The following is a 20,264-nucleotide window of genomic DNA, read 5'->3' on the forward strand; positions in this document are numbered from 1 at the left end:
AGGGGACAGGCATCAGCAGGCGACGATCGACGCCACCAAGCCCAAGGCGTGACGGCTCGCCGGATCCTACCCTTTTGGGTTGAGGAGAGATCGTGTTCGTGCGTGGGCGCGACAAAGAGTTCCTGATGTCGGAATTTCCGTTGCGTTGCACAAAATCGACACGTTATAGCTCTACGCGAGGTTGTTACCTCCAGGGGCGGTTCCTCTGCGTGATCCGAAGTGACTTCCCGATTGCCGGGGCGGTCCAGTCTCAATGTTTCGAAGGATGCATGCCATGACCAATGCCACCGATCCTTTCTCTGCATCGATCATTCCGTTCGAGGTTCCCGAACAGATGCGCGCGCTCGCGGAAAAGGGCGTTTCGCAGGCTCGCGAGAACTATGCCAAGTTCAAGGATGCGGCCGAGACCCACAACTCCGCCATCGAGGCCTTCTTCGCCAACGCCAGCAAGGGCGCCGGCGCCTACTCCTCCAAGGTGATGGAGTTCACGAAGGCCAACACCACGGCTTCGCTCGACTTCGCCCAGGGCCTGTTCGGCGTGAAGTCGCCAACCGAGGCGATGGAATTGTGGACCGGGTTCGTCCGCAAGCAGTTCGAGACGTTCACGGTTCAGGCCAAGGAGCTCGGCGAGCTCGGCCAGAAGGTCGCGGTCGAGACGGTCGAGCCGATCAAGGAAAGCGCCACCAAGCTGTTCAAGCCCGCGGCCTGAGGCGGCCAACCTTCGGCCGGGCGCACGCGATGTGCTGTGTCTGGCGATCAAGGTCTCAGGACCCGGCGCGTCGCGACCGGGTCCGATATCTTTTCGGATGCCGTCGACACGGCTCGAAACGACGTCCAAAAACGGGGGCACGGCGGGAGACTTTATCGGTTCTCGGCCTTGCCAAATTCTCCCGTTGCACCTAGTTTCCGGCCCGTTCGGACGCCCCAGCGGGGCGATCCATGGCGATGCAGTTGTAGCTCAGTTGGTTAGAGCGCCTGTCTGTGGAACAGGAGGTCGGTGGTTCGAGCCCACCCAACTGTACCAATTAAATCAATGATTTAGGATTAGGTTGGCTGGGCGGCCTGCGTTGGGCTAGCTGCCATCTGGCAACCGCGGCGATCAGGCTCCGGCACCAGATCTCGGTCGATTGATTTAGCCCCCAAAAAATCTGTGGCGATGTCGAGCCGATGTATGTGATCGGCACCCGATCCGTTCGAGTCGGCCGCTTGTCGTCGATCCCGATTCCGGACTGGCGTGCATATGGCCTTGTCCGGACGCGCTGATCATCAACGTACTGCGGGTCGCCTTCGGGCCGTGGCTCTCTATCAGATTCCTGAACCGCATTGCGGAGGGGGCTGCCGACCGAGTTTCGGGGCTGCGACGAGTTCCGTATCCTTGGGCAATCTTGACCAGGGCCGCCGCAGCCGGTCGCCCGAGCCGTGCTTGGGGAGACGCCGCCGGACGATCTCAGCCGGCATCATCGACATTGCATGGCTTCGTCGAATTCGAGCGGACAATCGCAGGCCTCGGCGTCCTTCGCGTCTGAGAACCCGGCAACCAATAGTTCGACCGCACCGGATCAGACGTTTTGATTGTCGCCCCCGATCTCGGTCGTAGATTTATCGGTTGCATTTTCAGTCGACGGCAATCGAGACTGCTGTTCCACGGGAGAGGGAGCATGCGATGAGGATGATCAAGGGACCGGGAATCTTCCTGGCTCAGTTCGTTGCGGATGCGGCGCCGTTCAACTCGTTCGATTCGATCTGCGGGTGGGCCGCCTCGCTCGGTTACGAGGGAGTCCAGATACCGACCTGGGATGGCAGGCTGTTCGACCTCCACAAGGCCTCGGAGTCGCAGGACTACGCCGACGAGATCAAGGGGATCGCGGCGCGCCACGGACTTGCCATCACCGAGCTCTCGACCCATCTGCAGGGCCAGCTCGTGGCGGTTCACCCGGCCTATGATGCGGCCTTTGACGGTTTTGCGGCGCCCGAGGTGCGCGGCAATCCGAGTGCGCGCACCAGCTGGGCTGTCGACCAGGTCAAGCGCGCGATCGTGGCGTCCAGGCGCCTCGGGCTCACCGCGCACGCGACCTTCTCCGGCGCGCTGGCCTGGCCCTACATCTATCCGTGGCCGCAGCGTCCGCCCGGCCTGGTCGAGGCCGCACTCGACGAACTCGCGAGGCGCTGGCTGCCGATCCTCGATCACGCTGACGAGAACGGGGTCGATCTCGCCTATGAGATCCACCCAGGCGAGGACCTGCACGACGGCGTTTCCTACGAGATGTTCCTGCAGCGGGTGAACAACCACAGGCGCGCAAATCTGCTCTACGATCCCTCGCACTTCGTGCTGCAGCAGCTCGATTATCTCGCCTACATCGACATCTATCACGAGCGCATCAAGGCCTTCCACGTCAAGGACGCCGAGTTCAATCCGACCGGGCGCCAGGGCGTCTATGGCGGGTTTCAGAGCTGGGTCGACCGCGCCGGCCGCTTCCGCTCGCTCGGCGACGGACAGGTCGATTTCGGCGCGATCTTCTCCAAGCTGACGCAATATGACTATGCGAGCTGGGCGGTGCTCGAATGGGAATGTGCGATCAAGCATCCCGAACAGGGCGCGCAGGAGGGCGCGGAGTTCATCAAGAACCATATCATTCGCGTGACCGAGAAGGCCTTCGACGATTTCGCGGGCTCGGGCACTGATGACATGGCCAATCGCAAGATGCTGGGCCTGTCCTGAGCGGAGAACGAAAATGGCGATCGAGGCAAGCAACCACGCCGGTCGACATGACCGGATCCGTCTGGGAATGGTCGGCGGCGGACAGGGAGCCTTCATCGGTGCGGTCCACCGCATTGCCGCACGCATCGATGACCAGTTCGAGCTGTTGGCCGGCGCGCTGGCATCCGATCCGATCCGGGCCAGGGCCTCGGCGAAGGAGCTCGGCCTTGCGGAGGATCGCGCCTATGGCTCCTTTGAGGAGATGGCGAAGGCCGAAGCTGCGCGGGCTGACGGCATCGAGGCGGTCGCGATCGTCACGCCAAACCACATGCACGCTCCCGTCGCGAAAGCCTTCCTTCAGGCGGGCATCCACGTCATCTGCGACAAGCCGCTGACGACGACCGTGACCGAAGCCGAAGAGCTGGCGGCGCTGGTAAGGACGACGGGCAGGGTGTTCGTCGTGACGCACAACTACACCGGCTATCCGATGGTGCGACAGGCCAGGGCCATGGTTGCACAGGGCGAGCTCGGCGAGATTCGGCTGGTGCAGGCCGAATATCTTCAGGACTGGCTGACCGAGCGGCTCGAAACGAGCAACCAGAAGCAGGCCGCGTGGCGCACCGATCCGGCCCGCGCAGGTGCCGGCGGCTGCATCGGCGACATCGGCACGCATGCCTACAATCTAGCCTGCTTCGTCAGCGGGCTAGAGCTCGACGAGCTGCTCGCCGAGCTCTCCACCTTCGTCGAGGGACGGCGGCTGGATGATGATGTCCAGATCATGCTCAAGTGGAAGGGCGGCGCCAAGGGCATGCTATGGGCGAGCCAGGTCGCGGTCGGCAATGAGAATGCCCTCACGCTGCGGATCTATGGCAGCAAGGGCGGACTCGAATGGGCGCAGGAGAATCCGAACCAGCTCTGGTTCACGCCGTATGGCCGGCCCAAGCAGCTCCTGACCCGCGGCGGCGCCGGCGCCATCGGCGAGGCGGCCCGCGTCACGCGCATTCCCTCAGGCCACCCGGAGGGCTACCTCGAAGGCTTCGCGACGATCTACGCCGAGGCCGCGCGCGCCATCCACGCGGCGAGAGTGGGCGGGAAGCCCGCTCCTGACGTCCTGTTCCCAACCGTCGAGGATGGACTCGCAGGTGTGAAGTTCATCGATGCCGCCGTGAAGTCCTCGGCCGGCAAAGGCGCGTGGGTTCGCATGAGGTGAGCCGCGGTTGACCATTGCAGATCACGTCGGCTGCGGCCGGCAGCGAGATCGTGTTCGCTGCGGGGCAGCCGATGTTGGGGGGACCAAAGCGCGAGACGAGGCCCGCCCTTCCTGTTCAACGGATCATGATCCGGCGTCACTTCGTGCCCGCAAACAAGCCTTTGAGGAAATCGACGGCGCCCGCCGATTTTGACGGGTCGGGCGGCGCGGCTTCGGCCGTGGATGTTTCGCTCGTGCGGGCCGCATGCTCGTGAACGCGCCTGCTCCGCCTGTGCGCCTGCTCGGCGCTCCGGCTGTGGCGCTTCGAACTGTCCGTGACGGTGATCGTGATCTTCTTCGACACCAACGGCGGATCGAAGTTGAAGTGCATGCCGTCGCCCATCACGAGCTGCAGCGTATGCTTGCCCGGAGGCAGCTCGATCAGAGCTTCGGTCTCGCCCCCGCCGTAATGCTGGTGCTTCCTGTCCTGCGGAATTGGCTCGCCCGGGCTGATCGGTTCGTCAGAGTCGATCAGGAGATGATGATGGCCGGTGTTGGAAAAGCTGTCGCCGGCATGGGTCACCCCCATGTTGCGCAAACCGAACCGGCACCAGAACGGACTCTTCACAGTGTCGCCGTCGCTGGGAGAGATGAAGTAGAGGTAGGCGTCCTTGGGAGCCGTCTTTGCCTGCGCCGCTGCCTGCGTCGGTAACAGCATCAGCGCAGCGGCAAAGGCGGACGCCGCGATCGGCGCATGACAAAATCGCCGCCACGACGTCAGGTCGGCCAGCGGCGCTGAATGCGCGGATTTTTCGCCCCTCATAACTCCGAACTCACAAATGAGATGATCATGGATGGTAATTATCGAACAAGGCAGCCGATCGATACATCGACCCTAGCAAGGCAAATTTGAGGTTCCAATCCGTCTCACTTTCCGATTTCAGATAAGAATCTGAATAAAGTGGCGAAAAAGAACGATCGTCCGGCCGGTGATCCGCACGGCTAAAGACCCGCTGCAACACGGTATCTCAGTCGCCCTGGGGCTGACGTCGGCGTCGACAGGTATCCCGGCCAAGCTCAGCAGATGTCCAAGCGACCCTCGTCAGAGCGAAACCGCGATGCGGAAGCCATGGGTCGGATACCTCACGCGCCCATCATAGCGGTCGCGGCTGCCGCTGCGCACATAGCTCGCATCATTCTTCCACGAGCCCGAGCGAATGACACGGATGAAGCTCTGCTCGTCGATCCAGGCCGAGCCATCCGACGGCGCTCCCTGATAGTTCTTGTGCCAGCTGTCGGCGACCCACTGGTCGACACCGCCGCCCATGTCGAACAGGCCAAACGGATTGGCGGGAAAGCTTCCGACCTTCATCAGCTGTGCAGGTGCGCCGGCCTCGTTGCAGCGGTTGCAGTTGGCCATGCCGGCGCGCATCTGGTCGCCCCACCAGAACTTCGTGCTCGCCCCGCCGCGCGCCGCATATTCCCATTCGGCCTCGGTCGGAAGCCGAAACGGCTTGCCGACGGTCCGCGAGAGCCACGCCAAATAGTCCCGGGCATCGTCGTAGTTGACGTTCGTGACCGGGTTGTCATCCGGACCACTCATCACCTCGGCGCACGCCTTGTCGGCGACGCATTCCTTCCACTCGCCGATCGTGACCGGGTATTTGCCGAGCGCAAACGGCTGGACGGTGACGCGGTGAATCGGAAGCTCAGAGCTCTCCGTGCCGCCCATTGCGAACGATCCGCCTGGGATCATCACGATGTCGGGCAGGCGGACCTTTGCCGCTTCCGGACTTGGCGCCGGCGTCGAAGCTGCTGGAGCTGTCGAATCCGCGGCGAGGGTGACGCCTGCGAGCGAAGGCGCCGGCTCCGCGATCGCCAGCGCGTCTGCGGGTGCATCGACGGGCGGGCTCGGCGTGGGGGCGGTCGCGGCGGATAGGGCCTGCACCGCGGCGCTGCGCAAGGCAGGGTCGGTGCTGGCGGGACCCGACGATGTCTCGGAGGCTTCGCGCGCTTGCGCTTGCGGTTGCGCTGGCGGAGCCGGTGCCGGCTCGCGCGCCAGCATGAACCAGCTGCCGGCTCCGACGAGCAGCAATGCGCCGAGGCCAGCCGCGACACGGCTCCAAATCGGCGGCCCGCGCTCGGCGACGGCAGCGGCTTCGCGTAGTCGGCGCGCCAGCCTGTCATGCCCGTGCGCCTGCCAGATCTCTGCGCGGCTGCGCGCTTCGTCCGGGGCGTATTGGGCGATCGACACGCCAGGGATGCTGCAGACAACCTGTCCGGGCTTGTCGCGGCTCGGAGCGGTCGCGTCGACCTCGGCGGCATCGCACAAGGCTGCGAGAGATTGCTTCAAGGGGCCGCACATCATCAGCAGCAGCCCGCCGTCACCCTTGCTTCGGCGCTCCTGGATGTCGGGGCACGAGGCCTGCTCAGCGACGTGATGGAAGCTGGGAGCACGCAGCGCGTTCAACGCGACGCGCACCACGCGCCCGCACCGCTCGCAAGGCACGGGATAAGTGGCGGTCGCCAGCGGCCTTGCCGGCTCATCAGACGCCGCCTGCGACGGCTTGAGGACGTCGATCCCGGTCAGCATGCGCGAGCCGCCATGCGTGGTCCTCGCCGCCGGTTCATTGTCCCCAGGCGGTAAACGCATCCGTGAATGCGCGCTCACCTTCCGCTCCCTTCTCGATCGCCAGGACGGCACGACTGCCGCCATTGTACACGATCGGGATGTCGATCCATTCCTTGCCCTTCAGCAGCAGGACGTTCCGCGTCTTGTCGACCTCATTGGCCGATAGCGCGATCATGAAGAACTCCGGCGTGACCTTGGCCGTCAGGGTGGACAAGGCAGCGCCGCGGCCGGCCTCCTTGGCCTTCATGCTGACGCCCTTCAAGGAGTCGACTCCTGCGTGGCTCGGGTCGCCCGGCCAGTTGAACTTGACCTCCAGGATGTGGCTCGCCGGCATGTCGTTTTCCTTGTTTGGCCGTAGCGACAAGGTGGCCTTCATCTGCTTGTCGATCTCGACATCGCCCTTGATCGAGGCCGGCACGCTGCCGGCCGCAGGCTCGACGTGCCAGGTCACCTTGCCGAGATAGCGCTTGCCGCCCGGATCCTGCGGATCCTCCTGATAGAGAACGGCATGCGATACCAGCGTCTCGGCCGTGCTCCTGGCGTCCGGCATCATCCGCTCCGCGGTGACCTTGCGCGGCTCGGTGCTCGCCGGCAGCGCGGCAGCAGGCGAGGCCGCATTCCACGAGGCCGCGAACTGGTTCATGACTGTGTGCCAGGACGCCGCGATCCGACTTCCTGTCGGCTGCCAGAAGATCGATGCGGTCACCAGGGTGATGGTGAGGACCGCGGCCGCGGCTACGGCGTATCGGCGCAGCGCGGGGCGCGGCCGCGTTCTTATCTGGTCAAGTGCTGGACGCAGGCGTGCCGACAGCCGCTGATGATCAATGATGATGCGGCTGCGCGAAGGCTCGGCCTGCACTCGCGGCGTTGCCTCGGATTTTTCAGGTCCATTCGCCGGCCTGGCGCGCGAGACTTCGGCCGTCTCGTCCAGCGTCGACCTTGCGTCCGCGCGAGGTTCGTTCGCGCTGTCCGTCACTGGGTCTGCTTGCCCTATCCAGGCCGGCAGCGCCGCAGAGGGCGCATCAAGCGACGAGGCGTCGGGCTCCACCGTGCTCCCCGTCGCTCCGCTGCGCAGCCAGTCCGGCGCTGGACGCTCCCTCAACACGCGCTTCTCGTCACGCTGCTCCCGCCGGGCGAGCGACAGACTTTCCGCTACCGTGGCGATCTCGTCTTCCAGCGAATAGGCCGGTGGCGCGACGGGCAGTGCGGCCGGCGAAGGGTGTTCTGCAGCGGCGGCGGGCGCAGCATGTGCCGAATGTGCTGAGCTCGCCGAGGTTTGCAACTGTGCGAATTGTTGCGGCGGGCCGGCCATCGGCAGCGCAACGGGGTGAAGACGACGCGCATGCTCACGGAGCCGGATCACCCGCTCGGGAAACAGCGAGTTGAGGAAATCGCAGAGCACCGTCTTCGGCGGCATGAGCTGGCGAATGGAGATCGGAACGCCGCCGAGTGGAGCATGCGTGATGCCTGCGATGTCGCGATCGCCCGGCGCGACCGTCTCGTCGCTCGCCCGGTCCTCGGCAACGGCGAGAATCTTGCGGCCCCTGAGCAGGACCGTGAGCTCGCGCAGGTCTGATCGCGAGGCGTCGTCGATGACGACGAGATCGAAGGCGTCCAGCCGCGCCGGCAACTGCTCGGCAACGCGCCAAGCTGGCATCAGCTGGCAGGGAATGCCTTCGTGGCAATTTTCGAGGACCTCGCGCGCGACCTGGCGCAGCCGGAACGCGCTGGGGCCGGAGCAGGTCGCGGCAATCTTGCGCAAGGTCGTCGTGAACATGGTGAACGCCTGCCGCACGGCGCCGCTCGTGTTCTGGGCCAAAGCGAGATGCATTCGTGCAACCACGACCTGCTCGAACAGCTCCCGCAGCCGCGTCTCCAATGCGACGCGCTGGTCCGACAGATCCTGCAGCAGCTGCTGCTGACCGTCGCCTGCGGTCTGCCGGATCAGCACGGCCCAGTTCCAGGCCATCATCCAATCCGCAACTAGCACCGGGTCACCGCCGTCGGCGGTAGCCGGCTCGGTCCGGATTCGCCGGGCGAATGCGCTCGCTCCGGCCTCGGTCATGGTCTGGCAGACCTCGTTGATGAGCTCGACGTCCTGGCGCCGCTCATGCAGGCCCTGCAACTGCCTGCGGATGGCACCCCAGCGTGTCTCGATCTCGCGCGGGTCGACGTCATCGCGCCCGATCTGCGACAGCACCTCGGACTGAACCCGGGCCGTGATCGCACCGCAGCCCTGAAACAGCGCGTTCAGCCGCTCGAGCTCACGACGCTGCTTGCCGACTCGGCCGGCCGTGCTTCTGATGACGGATGCAAGCGCGGCCAATCGGCGGCTGTCGCCGAGCAGGCTGGCGACCTTGGCGTCCGGCATCGACAGCTTGGCGACGGTGGTCAGGACACTGCCTTTGGCCAGCGCCGCCGTCACGATCGCCACCTCGACGCTCCTGACGATGCGCTCGTGGCCATGGAGCGTGTTGGAGGCGTCCGGCTCTGGCGTGGGTGCGCCGATCTCCGCGGCCAGTGAGCGCCATCGAACGTCGAGTGAATGCAGGTGGCGCCGCCACGTCAGATAGTCGCGCACATGCGCCCAATCGGCCGCGCTCTTCGGTGAGAAGCCGGCCACCTTGATCGTATCCAGTGTCGGCTTCAACGCGCGTCCGGACAGCGAGAACGTTGTGAATGCCTTCTCTCCGGCCGACAGCCGTTCGACGGTCCTCAGCAGCTCCTCGTTGGCAAAGGCGTCCGCAGGCATGTCCACCGGCCTTACCAGGAAGCCAGCCCGTCGGGATAACAACGAGGATGCATCACGGGCAAAATCCACCAGGATGCCGCCGTCGACGGAGATCTCGCTGGCCTCGGGGCCGACCGGCGACAAGGCTGCAAGCCATGGTTCGTCGGCAATCACCCGATGCGCTGCCGCCAGTGCGTCGAGATCGTCCGCGAACTTGCCGGCGCCGTCCGGCTCGAGTGTCGCGACGGCCTGGCGGGCCAGCGCGCCATCATCGCCGTCCCGATCCCTCCGCGCGGCAATCGGCTGCAAATCCGCATGCAGACGCATCACAGAAGCGGCGTCAGGCAGGAGCGCGATCTCCGGCAACTGGTCATCGAGATATTCGATATCTCCGCCAAGTCGCAACCGCGCCGCCCGCGCCTGCTCGACCGCCGCGACGATCAGGTCGGTCTCGCCCAGAAACCGCAGTGGCCGATCCGTGAACCACGCATAGGTCTCGCGATCGGCGATCATGGTTGCCAGCGCGTCGAACGGAACGTCGGAGGTCCCCGATCGCAGCATCGTACGGCCGGCGATGTCGGCGACCTCGTCATCGAGACGCGTGATCTCGTGACTGGTCGCGATGATGTCGCGCTCGAGCCGATTGACCTGTTCGGCCTGGTCTTGCAGGTCGGTCGTGTCCAGGATCGACAGCAGCCGGCTGACCACGCTCTCAGCGTGCTTCAACACGTCCTTGTCGGAGCCGGTCAGATCGACCGTGAGCTCGCGAACGGCGCGGGGCAGCTTTTCGGACAGCGCCGAGAGCGCGGATTCGTTGCGTGACACGACGAGGACACGCAAGCCTAGCGCGAGATGATGGCAGACCACGTTGGCGACGGCGGACGTCCGGTCGGGCGCAGCTGCGCCCTTCACGACCAGTCCGTCCGATCGCCGGAGCTGGCGCACGATCTCCATCTGGTCGGAGTTGGTCGGCAGCGGAAAGAACAGATCGCCGCGGTCGGCCGCGACCTGGGCAGCCGGCACGATGTCGATCGGGTCCCCGATCACGCTGGAGAGCCGCCGGCGCGCGCCGTCATGGCTGTCGTGCTCCGGAGCCCCGATCAAGCGGTGCGCCAGCGCGGTCAGCCAGCCTTCGTTCGACGGCGTGTAGTCCAATGCTCGCTGCAGGCGTTTGATGTCGCGCAGCAGCAGTCCGTCCGAGCGCGGCCGCGCGAAGATCACCCAGCGATCCGAGACGACCAGCTGTTCGGTTTCTTCGGGCAGCAGCAACGCCGCATCCGGCAGCCCCGGGCAATAGATCCCGTCCGGGTCGAGCTGCGAGCCGATGGCGCTGAGGATGGGCTCGAAGCTGGCGGGCTCGAAAGGCGAAAGCTCCGCGCCGCGCTCGAGCAGCTGCTCGGCTGTGTTGCTCGCCAGCTTTGCAGCGGATGTGAGCGGTTCGAATGCGCGAAGATTGACCGTCGCGCCGACCATGCGGGGGCGGATCCTGATCTCGGCGTCCGAGCCGTCGAGAACCTCGATCTCGACCAGACGCTCGAGCAGGGGCAGGTCCAACTCGCGGCCGCGGCGGCGCCAGCGCGATACGCCGACACCCCACACGATCTCGCAGCTCGCATCGTTGCGCCCCGCACCCGTCACGCGGGCCATGTCGCGCAGCTTGTGGTGAAGCGCGATGCTCCGACGGCGTGGCCGCTCCGCTGCGGCCCACGCCGCCCACGACCCGGCAAGATAGCGATCCAGACGTTCGACGACATCCGGGCGATGCTCCAGGTGCAAGCGCACGCTCCAGAGCCCGGCAGAAGCCGGCTGTCCGCTTGCCGGCGCGCATTGCTCGGCGCGTGCCTGCGCGGCCGCGATCAGCTGGTCCTTCTCGGTCGCCTGCACCGTGATCGTAACCCGCTGCCGAACCAGCGGACGCCGGTCCGGATCGGAGGGCACGTCGATCCACATCGCCAGATCGGAATCGACCGCCGGCGGATGCGTCGCGATCAGACGCTCGACCGCCAGCCAGACGGGGCCATGCGCATCGAAAGTATTGCAGGTGACACCCGGCAGGTTCTCCAGCTCGTGCTGATGAAATACGAAGCGCTGTCCGCCCGCGAGCTGATGGTCGGACAGTCGGTCGACCAATTGCGCGTCGTGCAGGATCGCCTCGGCCACATGGCCAAGCGCATTCTGCAACGGTCCGACCGCCGGCTCCAGCCGATGGACAGCGTTCATGTTGGCTCTCCGATGATGGCGGCGACCAAGCGAAGCAATCGGTTCACCCTCAAATCCCGGTCCTGACGTCATTCCGCTTTGCGGCCAACGCGGGCCGCGTGCGTCAAAGCAAAATGGACGCGCTCTGTGATTCCGTGTCCTGGCGTGGCCCAGGTGATGTTGTTCGCTCCCCGTTCTCGCGGAAATACTAACCAACAACGGATGGACCACACTAATTGACGGACAATAGGGTCACGCAATGCGGCGTAATGATGAGAGAACCGTCGACGGTGTCTTCCCATGGAAAACTGCACCAACTGATCTGTTATCGCTTGAAGAACTGCTGCCGTCGGTTGTTGCGAGGGCGTTTAGAATTCCTTTAAACAGGCGATATCCGCGTCGGCGCGGACTGCCTTGATTGGTTGCGGCAGGTATTCGCCTGCGTCCGGACGATCGCGTGGTGAACGGATCATGCGTCGTCTTGCCGCAATCGATGCGACGTGTAGTCCCGCTTTGTCGCTGCATTCCAGCGTGTCGTCCAAGCCGCGCCATCGTCAGACCGCAATTTCTCTCGGAGTGCGGCCGTTGCCGACCAAGTGTGGCGGCGCCCGATGCGGCGCGCCGCGACAGCCCGAATGCAGCTCAACGCTGTGGTGCTCGCTGTCTCGCGCGTCGCATGTGCGTCGGGCAATAATTAGTAGAAGCTGAAAGTACTTAGCCATCGTCTTCGGCCGCCGCTGTGATCGGCGGGGCCGGCAATGGCCATGTCACTCGATGGGCGTCGCCCAAGTGATGACACGCCAGCATCTCCGGCAAGCCCAAGTATCGACATCGCAGGCTTCTAGCGCGAATGGCTCGCAGTCGCGCACGACTTCTGTGTTCACGGCGGCGCGGGTGAAGGGGATGCTCGTCCGCGCATCATTATGGGGAGGTTTGACTGATGGTCTTGATTAGCTGCAGCGGGAGACACACGGATAGATCCGTGTCCTCACATGACGGCACTTTGAGTATGGGCAACGGCGGTCGTCCAGTTCGCGGCCGCAGTAGACTTCTGCCATCCCTGCTTGCCGCGGTGTCGACACTGGCGTTGAGCGCGGCAGCAGCACAGGCGGCCGATGATCGATCGTCGCGGTCTCCAGACGCGGCGGCGGTCAAGGCGATGATGGCGAAGATCGAGTCCATGGAGCAGCGCATCAACACGCTCCAGGTCGAGCTCAAGGACGCCAAGACGAAGAAGCCGGCCGGAGTCGGACAGTCGGCGTCGCTCGCATCCAGGAATCCGTCGGGCGCGGTCGCTCTGACCGGCGCCAAGGACGCACGCGGGAACGCCTCGAAGGCATCCGACAACGCGCAGGCCGCGTCCAAGCCGGTCGGCAACGTCTCGACCAACAACGCCTCGGTCAGCAACGCCATGGCGCTCGCCGACTCGAAGGACGTCAAGGGCGGATCGACGGCGGCCGACGCCGCACCGTCGTCTTCTCCTCTGTCTCGGCTCGCTGCGGCATTTGCCGACGCCGACCCCAAGCCGAAATTCATGCCCGCTGCAGATCTGAAGGCTGCTCCGCCATCCGGCAAGGATCTGTTCGGCGTGGCGCCTTCGCCGGTGCCGGGAATGCGGATCGGCATGTACGGTGAGATCAAGCTGGGTTCGAGCCAGAACCCCGCGGCGAACGGCCAGTGGCAGAGCGGCTTCGACATGGCCCGTCTGGTGCTGCTGCCGACCTATCAGGTCAACGACTACATCACCTTCAACGCCGAGCTGGAGTGGGAGCACGGCGGCACCGCGTTCGACAATGACGACAAGCTCCATGGCGCGGTCGAAGTCGAGCAGGCCTTCTTCGACATCAAGTTCAACGATCATTTCACCTTGCGTTCGCCAGGTGTCGACTTGATCCCGATCTCGTTCACCAACCTGTATCACGAGCCGACCCTGTTCTACACCGTGCAGCGGCCCGAGCTCGCCAACGGTTTGATCCCGACCACCTGGTATGCGCCAGCCGCCGGATTCTACGGCAAGATCGTCGATGGCTTGAACTACCAGTTCCAGGTCAGCCAGAGCGCGGAGGACTTCGGCGACGGATTCGATCATCGTGGCGACAATGGTCATATCAACCCCGGTGGCTATGAAGGCGGCATCAGCGGCTCGGAAGCGCTCGCGCTCTCGCGCGCGCCAATCGGAGATTTTAGGCAGCTGAGCAACCAGCTCGCCTATACGCTGCGCTTGAGCTACACACCGTCTTTCCTCCCCGGCTTTGCCGGCAGCTCGGCGATCTATTACTCGCCGGACGTCACGCCGCGCGGGGCCTATGCGACCCTGCCGGACGGCAGCGAGGTGCCGCTCGGCAAGAACGCAATGACGATCTTCAATACCGAGGCGCGCTACCGCGTTCCGAACACCGGGTTGGAGCTGCGGGCTGAGTATGCCTATGTGAACTTCTCCAATCCGGAGAACCTTCGCGCCAACAATGACCTCGTCGACGACAACAACGTCGGCAAGAACATGTGGGGCTATTCGGGAGAGATCGCCTATCACTTCAGGGCGCCGAACGATTACGACATCGTGCCGTTCTACCGCTACACCCGCCAGAACTTCCAGACATCTGGCATGCTCGGCTCCGATCTGACCAACGGACTCAACAACATCACGGGCAGCGGCGACATGACGTTCCACGACGTCGGCGTCGCCGTGTTCCCCAATCCGAGCCTGGTCTACAAGCTGAACTACACCAAGGTCATCGACCACAGCGCGACCGGTGCCATGTCCGACCGGGTTCTCGCCGGCGTCGGCTGGCTCTGGTAACGGGCAACACGAGCCAAAGCCGCTGCCTTGCAGGCAGCGGCTTCCCTCGGGGGAGGCGAACTGACGACCCGGGACGGAGCGAAAGTGATTCCGCCCCGGGACATCGTAACTGACGGAATGACTCGGCAGATTGGGTGGGCGGGCGAGTGTTAGAGATTGCTGATGTGGGCCCTGGTTGGCTGCGAAGCTGCGCGCTTGCCACGCTGACCGTGGTGTCAATGACCCTGGCGGGCTGTAACCCGGCGACGCTCGGGAGCGAAAGTCGTGGCGACGACGTGATCGACAAGGTCGGGCGTCTCGACCTTTCGCCGCGCTATCCAAGGCAGGCCATGCCGGAGCAGTCGCCCGCGGCGCGCCGGGCTCGTGCGGAAATCTATGGCGGCAACGACGATCCCAGAGACGCACGCGCGGAGGCGCCCGCGTCGCCAGCGCTCCCGGTGCAGCAGGCGGCGGCCCATTCGCAGGCCATCGGCAACGGGTTCGAGCTGAATTTCGAGAATTCGCCGATCGCAACCGTGGCCAAGGTCGTACTCGGCGACGTGCTCGGCGTCGGCTACACCATCGATCCGCGGATCCAGGGAACGGTCAGTCTGTCGTCGGTGCGTCCGGTGCCAAAATCGGACGTGGTCTACGTGCTCGAGAACGCGCTTCGGCTGTCCGGGACGGCGCTGGTTCGCGACAACTCCGGCTATCGACTGATTCCGCTCGGCGAGGCGGTCGGCGCCGGCAATGTGGACGCTCCCGGTGCTGCGACCGAGCCCGGCTACGGCATCACGGTGCTTCCGCTGCAATATGTCTCGGCACCGACGCTGCTGAAGCTGCTCGACAGTTTTGCTCTCAAGCCAGGCAGCGTGCGTGCAGATCCGGGCCGCAACATGTTGCTGATCCAGGGCACCGGATCCGAACGACGCACCGCGGTCGATGCTGCGCTGAGCTTCGATGCGGACTGGATGCACGGGCAATCGGTTGGCATCTTCCCGATCGTCAACGGAAATCCGGAGCCGATCGTCGCCGAGCTCGAGAAGATCATGGACACGGGCGACAGCGGCCTCGGTCAGAACATGGTCAAGTTCCAGACCGTCAGCCGGATGAACGCGGTCATGGTCATCAGCCGCAAGCCGGCGCTGCTGAAGACCGCCGAGACATGGATCAAGCGGCTCGATGCCGGCAGCACGCTCCGCAACAGCGTCCATGTCTACCGCGTCAAATACGGCGAAGCGCGCCAGATGGCGCGGGTGCTGAACGAGATGTTCACGGGAAATTCGGCCGACACGTCGTCGACCGATCTCGCCCCGGGATCAGGAGCTTCATCGAGTTCGAGCAGCGAGCGGTTGTCGGCCGCCGGAACGGCGTCGACGGGCAGCTTCTCGGGTCAGCAGCCCGGCAACAACGGTCTGGTCGCCAACCGCGGATTCGGTGGCGCTCCGCCGCCCACCCAGACGAGCAGCGATGCGGCCCCCGATTCGCGTGCATCCGCCACGGGCGGCAAGCCGCTCATGGACGGCGTACGTATCACGCCAGACGTGGTCAACAATACGCTGCTGATCTATGCCGATCGGGAGAACTATCGCGTCATCGAAGCCACGCTGCGACAGTGCGATCGGCCGCAGCTGCAGGTCGCGATCGATGCCACCATCGCCGAAGTGACACTCAACGACAATCTGAACTACGGCGTGCAGGCTTATCTGACCAGCAAGAATCTCGGCCTGCGGCCGGACCAGGGCTCGCTCCTCAACACCACCTCGACTTCGGCGCCGACGACGGTTGCCTCGGCCGCCGGCACGATCACCAACGCCTTCCTGAGCCGCGCCTTCCCGGGCTTCAATTTCCTGGTCGGATCGGAATCGCAGCCAAGCGCAATCCTGAGCGCGTTGCACACGGTCACCGACGTCAAGGTGCTGTCCAATCCCTCGCTGGTGGTGATCGACAATCAGGCCGCGACATTGCAGGTCGGCGACCAGGTGCCGGTTTCGACCGGCAGCGCGACGGTGCTGACGACCAGCAACACGGTCGTGAACACGATCGACTATCGCAACACCGGAATCATCCTGCGAGTGGCGCCGCGCGTCAACGAGAACGGCAATGTACGATTGGAGATCGAGCAGGAGATCAGCAACGTCTCGCCGCAGACGGCCAACAGCCTGACGCCGACCGTCGCGCAGCGCAAGGTCAAGAGCTCGGTCGCGGTGGCGAGTGGCCAGACCGTGCTGCTGGCCGGCCTCATCAGCGAAACCCGTCAGGGTACGCGCAACGGCGTGCCCGGCGTCGACCAGATACCGGTGCTGGGCGATCTGTTCAGCAACAACGACCGCACCCGCGGCCGGACCGAGCTGATCATCTTCATTCGCCCCCAGATCATTCGCGACGGCACCGATGCGCATTACGTCGCCGAGGAGCTGCGCTCGAAGCTGCGCGGCACGATCGGGCCGGTATCGACGAGCGCCCTTCAGACGCCGCGGGGCGGTCGATGAGGCGGGGGCCGACCATTGCGGTCGCCATCCTGGCGGTGGTTGTCGGCTTCGCCGCGGCCGGCGCCCGGCCGCGGGGGGATGGATGGGCAGCCTTCGCGCACGGCGACTATGTCAGCGCTGCCGCGCTGCTCGCGCCGATGGCGCAGCGCGGCCATCCGCGCGCGATGACGGCGCTTGGCTACATGTACGAGAACGGCTTCGGCGTCCCGCAATCGTACGAAGCCGCAGCCGAGCTGTTCACCGGAGCCGCCGAAGCCGGAGATCCGGCGGCGCAGCATTTTCTTGGCCTGAGCTACGACAAGGGGCTCGGCGTGAGCCAGGATCACGTGTTGGCCTACAAATGGTTGAGCCTGGCGGCTGCGGCGGCACCCATTCGCCAGCGCGAACCGTATCTGCGAATTCGAAATGCGGTCGCAATCAAGATGTCGCTCGATCAGGTCGTCGAGGGCCAGCGCCTGGCGCTCGAATGGCACCGCGGTCGAGTCGGTGTGACCGTGTCGGCACCAGGTTTGTAGCTCTTCTAATGAGCTGATCTCATAAGCGTCATCTTTGGTTCAGAAAACGAAGTAATCGCAAACCTGCCCTCCGCAATGAGGTGATCGACAAGATCTGTCACGGGACGCGCCATGAGCTCGACTCCTCCTTTTGGACTCGCCGACGATGTGCAAGGCGGCAATGCGCCGGTCCGGTCTTTCGCCGGACCGTCCAGTGCAGCAGCGCTTGGACAGGTCGGGATCAGCTCAGCAGGGGCGACGGATCCGGCATCTCCAGGCTTCGCCGACGAGATTGCGCGGCAGCTTGGATTGCCGCGGATTGCACTGGCCAAGCTGCTGGCCGCGACGCCGCTCGCGGAGAAGTTTTCCCGGCGATTTTTGCGGGAGACGATGGTCTTTCCGTTTCAATCCGCCCACCAGAGGCCATGTCTTGCGGTCGCAGACCCACGCGACACTGCGACTGCGCGTGCCGCGGAGCTGGTGTTCGGCGGCCCGATCGAGCTGGTCGTCGCCTCTGCTGAGGACATTGCCACTGCGCTGAACCGGCTGACCGGCGATGACGAAGTCCCGGCTCGCAGCGAAGCGGCGCAGCCGCAGCTGCGCGAAGACGACATTGAGAGCCTGCGCGATCTTGCCACCGGTGCGCCGGTGGTGCGTGCCGTCAATGACCTGTTTGAACAGGCGGTCGAACTGCGCGCCAGCGACATCCATGTCGAGGCGATGCGCAGCGGCCTGTCGGTCCGGATGCGGGTCGATGGCTTGCTGAAGCCGGTCCCTGAGCCGTCCGGCGTGCTGCCCCAGGCGGTCATCTCGCGGATCAAGATCGTCGCCGGGCTGAACATTGCGGAACGGCGCCTGCCTCAGGACGGCGCCGCGCGGCTGCGCATCGGTCGTCTCGAGCTGGATGTGCGCGTCGCCGTGATGCCGACCCAGTATGGCGAGTCGGCGGTGATACGGCTGCTGCCGAAGGATCGCGGGCTGCTGTCGATCGAGAAGCTCGGCTTTGCCTCGCACGATGATCGATCGCTGCGCCGGCTGCTGGCGTTGCCGCACGGCATGATCGTGATCTGCGGGCCGACCGGCAGCGGCAAGACCACGACGCTTGCGACCGCCTTGTCGATGCTCAACGAGCCGACGCGGAAGATCCTCACCATCGAGGATCCGGTCGAATATGAGATCCCGGGCATCAACCAGTCGCAGGTCAAGCCGGCCATCGGACTGACCTTCGCCTCCGCCCTGCGATCGTTCGTGCGGCAGGATCCCGACGTCATCATGGTCGGCGAGGTGCGCGACAGCGAGACCGCCCATGTCGCGGTTCATGCCGCTTTGACGGGCCATCTGGTGCTGACGACGCTGCACACCGAGAACGCCGCGGCGGCCGTGCCGCGGCTGCTCGATCTCGGCGTCGAGGACTTTCTGCTCCGCTCGACGCTCCGGGCGGTGATCGCGCAGCGACTGGTCCGCAGGCTGTGTGCGCGCTGCCGCTCGCAGCGGGTGCTGAGCGCCGACGATCTCTGCGCAGACCCGCGCTATGCCGCGGTCGGCTTCGATGCCGGCGAGACGGTGTATGAGCCGGCAGGATGCGACAGCTGCGGTGGCACCGGTTATCGTGGTCGGCTCGGCATCTTCGAGATTTTGGAGCTCAACCAGGAGATCCGATCGCTGATCCAGGGGGCGACCGATGCCGGCATGATCGACCGTGCCGCCGTCCGCAGCGGCATGACGACGATGCTCGATGATGGAATCGCAAAGTGCCGGGCCGGCGTGACGTCGGTCGCGGAGATCTTGCGCGTGACGACGTTAAGGTGAGCCGGTGAGCAAGTTCCGCTATCGCGCATTGACCGAAAAGGGCGACGTCGTGCACGGCACGATCTCGGCGGCGACGGCCAAGGACGTGATCGACCGCATCGAGTATCTGCGGCTGCTGCCGATCGAGACGATTGAGGAAAGGGCGGCAAGCTCCGTCACCCGTGACATGCTGGCCTGGCTCGGCGGTCCGACGCAGGCTGATGTCACGACGTTCACGCGCGACCTGGCGCTGTTGCTGAAGGCCGGTGCACGGCTTGAGGATTCCCTCGAACTTTTGGCTGGCGACGCCGACATCGGACGGCTGCGTCCGATCGTCAGCCGGCTGCGGTCCAGCATTCTCGCCGGAGAAAGCCTTGCCGACGCGCTGGCGCATCATCCTTCGCAATTTCCCGCAATGTACCTGGCGCTGGTGCGGGTCGGCGAAGCCTCGGGAAGTCTCGATCACGTCCTCGACGTGCTCGGCGCCGAGCGGGCGCGCGCGGAAGCGATGCGTCGCAAGCTCAGCGACGCCATGCAATACCCGCTGTTTGTCTTGATCGCCGCTGCGCTGGTCATGCTGTTCTTCGTCCTGTTCGTGCTGCCGCAGTTCTCGGCCGTGCTGCGCGACTTCGGTGCCAGGACCGACGCGACCATCAACACGTTTCTCGATATCTCCGATTTCGTGCGCGGCAATGGCGCCGCGCTTGCGATCTCGGCGAGCGCGGTCATCGCTGCAGGCCTTCTGCTGTTCAGTCGGGCCAGCGTCCGTGCTGCGTTGATCGCGCAGCTCTGCCGGCTGCCGGGCCTCGCGACAGTGTTCCGGTCATATCGTACGAGTGTGTTCTGCCGCAATCTGGCGATCCTGCTCGGCAGCGGCCTGACCTTGACCGCGACCTTGCGCATCCTGGTCGACATCATGTCGGTCACCGGCAACGGGGGCGAGTGGAGCGCTGCGGCCGACCGCGTGCGCCATGGCGGCAAGCTGTCGGAGGCGCTGGCGGCGGCGAACATCCTGCCGGCCATGGCGACCCGTATGATCCGGATCGGCGAGGAGACCGGGCAGGTGCCGGTCCTTGCCGGCAGAATTGCTGAATTCTACGAGGCCAAGCTGCAACGCCACCTCGATCGCATCGTGGGCATCGTTGGTCCTGCGGCAATCATTCTCATCAGCACCGTCGTGGGCGGCCTCATTGTTTCGGTGATGTCCGCGCTGCTGTCGGTCACTCAACTCGTCGGCTAACAGAAGATGAACCATCAGATGA

At 64.9% G+C, this 20,264-nt stretch carries 12 protein-coding genes and 1 tRNA gene; 9 read left to right on the plus strand and 4 right to left on the minus strand.

Going from position 1 to position 20,264, the window contains the following annotated elements; translation table 11 throughout:
• The first annotated feature begins 274 nt into the window (after window positions 1-274).
• The 4 genes from QQL87_RS18690 to QQL87_RS18705 all read left to right on the plus strand — a co-directional run bounded on the left by QQL87_RS18690 (window position 275) and on the right by QQL87_RS18705 (window position 3,908).
• Window positions 275-709, plus strand: a complete 435-nt coding sequence (locus QQL87_RS18690; protein ID WP_284420290.1) for a phasin — start codon at window positions 275-277, stop codon at window positions 707-709.
• 238 nt (window positions 710-947) lie between these two features.
• Window positions 948-1,024, plus strand: a tRNA-His gene (locus QQL87_RS18695).
• A 639-nt stretch (window positions 1,025-1,663) separates the two neighbouring features.
• Window positions 1,664-2,719: a sugar phosphate isomerase/epimerase family protein gene (locus tag QQL87_RS18700; RefSeq protein ID WP_284420289.1), complete on the plus strand. Its 1,056-nt coding sequence runs from the start codon at window positions 1,664-1,666 to the stop codon at window positions 2,717-2,719.
• A gap of 13 nt (window positions 2,720-2,732) precedes the next feature.
• Complete coding sequence (locus QQL87_RS18705; protein ID WP_284420288.1) at window positions 2,733-3,908, plus strand: Gfo/Idh/MocA family protein; 1,176 nt, start codon at window positions 2,733-2,735, stop codon at window positions 3,906-3,908.
• Between the two features lie 136 nt (window positions 3,909-4,044).
• Here the strand turns inward: QQL87_RS18705 and QQL87_RS18710 are convergent, their stop codons facing one another.
• From QQL87_RS18710 to QQL87_RS18725, 4 genes are all read right to left on the minus strand, one after another.
• On the minus strand, window positions 4,045-4,605 hold the full coding sequence (locus QQL87_RS18710; RefSeq protein WP_284420371.1) for a DUF4399 domain-containing protein: 561 nt from the start codon (window positions 4,603-4,605) through the stop codon (window positions 4,045-4,047).
• 384 nt (window positions 4,606-4,989) lie between these two features.
• A complete protein-coding gene (locus tag QQL87_RS18715; protein ID WP_284420287.1) occupies window positions 4,990-6,480 on the minus strand; it encodes a formylglycine-generating enzyme family protein in 1,491 nt (496 codons plus the stop codon).
• Window positions 6,481-6,514: 34 nt separating this feature from the next.
• Window positions 6,515-11,470 carry a DEAD/DEAH box helicase family protein gene (locus QQL87_RS18720; protein WP_284420286.1) on the minus strand — a complete coding sequence of 1,652 codons (4,956 nt, stop codon included), beginning with the start codon at window positions 11,468-11,470 and terminating at the stop codon, window positions 6,515-6,517.
• 347 nt (window positions 11,471-11,817) lie between these two features.
• Entirely contained in the window at window positions 11,818-11,991 is a 174-nt protein-coding gene (locus QQL87_RS18725) for a hypothetical protein (protein WP_284420285.1), read from the minus strand.
• Window positions 11,992-12,389: 398 nt separating this feature from the next.
• Between QQL87_RS18725 and QQL87_RS18730 the strand changes: the two genes are divergently transcribed.
• From QQL87_RS18730 to QQL87_RS18750, 5 genes are all read left to right on the plus strand, one after another.
• Window positions 12,390-14,249: a porin family protein gene (locus QQL87_RS18730; protein ID WP_502871188.1), complete on the plus strand. Its 1,860-nt coding sequence runs from the start codon at window positions 12,390-12,392 to the stop codon at window positions 14,247-14,249.
• 134 nt (window positions 14,250-14,383) lie between these two features.
• Window positions 14,384-16,720, plus strand: coding sequence for a type II secretion system secretin GspD (gene gspD / locus QQL87_RS18735; protein ID WP_284420284.1), 2,337 nt, complete (start codon window positions 14,384-14,386; stop codon window positions 16,718-16,720).
• Window positions 16,717-17,235, plus strand: coding sequence for a tetratricopeptide repeat protein (locus QQL87_RS18740; protein WP_284420283.1), 519 nt, complete (start codon window positions 16,717-16,719; stop codon window positions 17,233-17,235). Before gspD ends, QQL87_RS18740 begins: the two co-directional genes overlap by 4 nt.
• Window positions 17,236-17,346: 111 nt before the next feature.
• Window positions 17,347-19,023: a GspE/PulE family protein gene (locus QQL87_RS18745; protein WP_284420282.1), complete on the plus strand. Its 1,677-nt coding sequence runs from the start codon at window positions 17,347-17,349 to the stop codon at window positions 19,021-19,023.
• Window positions 19,024-19,027: 4 nt separating this feature from the next.
• On the plus strand, window positions 19,028-20,242 hold the full coding sequence (locus tag QQL87_RS18750) for a type II secretion system F family protein (protein WP_284420281.1): 1,215 nt from the start codon (window positions 19,028-19,030) through the stop codon (window positions 20,240-20,242).
• Window positions 20,243-20,264 lie beyond the last annotated feature (22 nt).

This window comes from Bradyrhizobium sp. SSBR45G, from assembly GCF_030159255.1.
Taxonomy (GTDB): domain Bacteria; phylum Pseudomonadota; class Alphaproteobacteria; order Rhizobiales; family Xanthobacteraceae; genus Bradyrhizobium.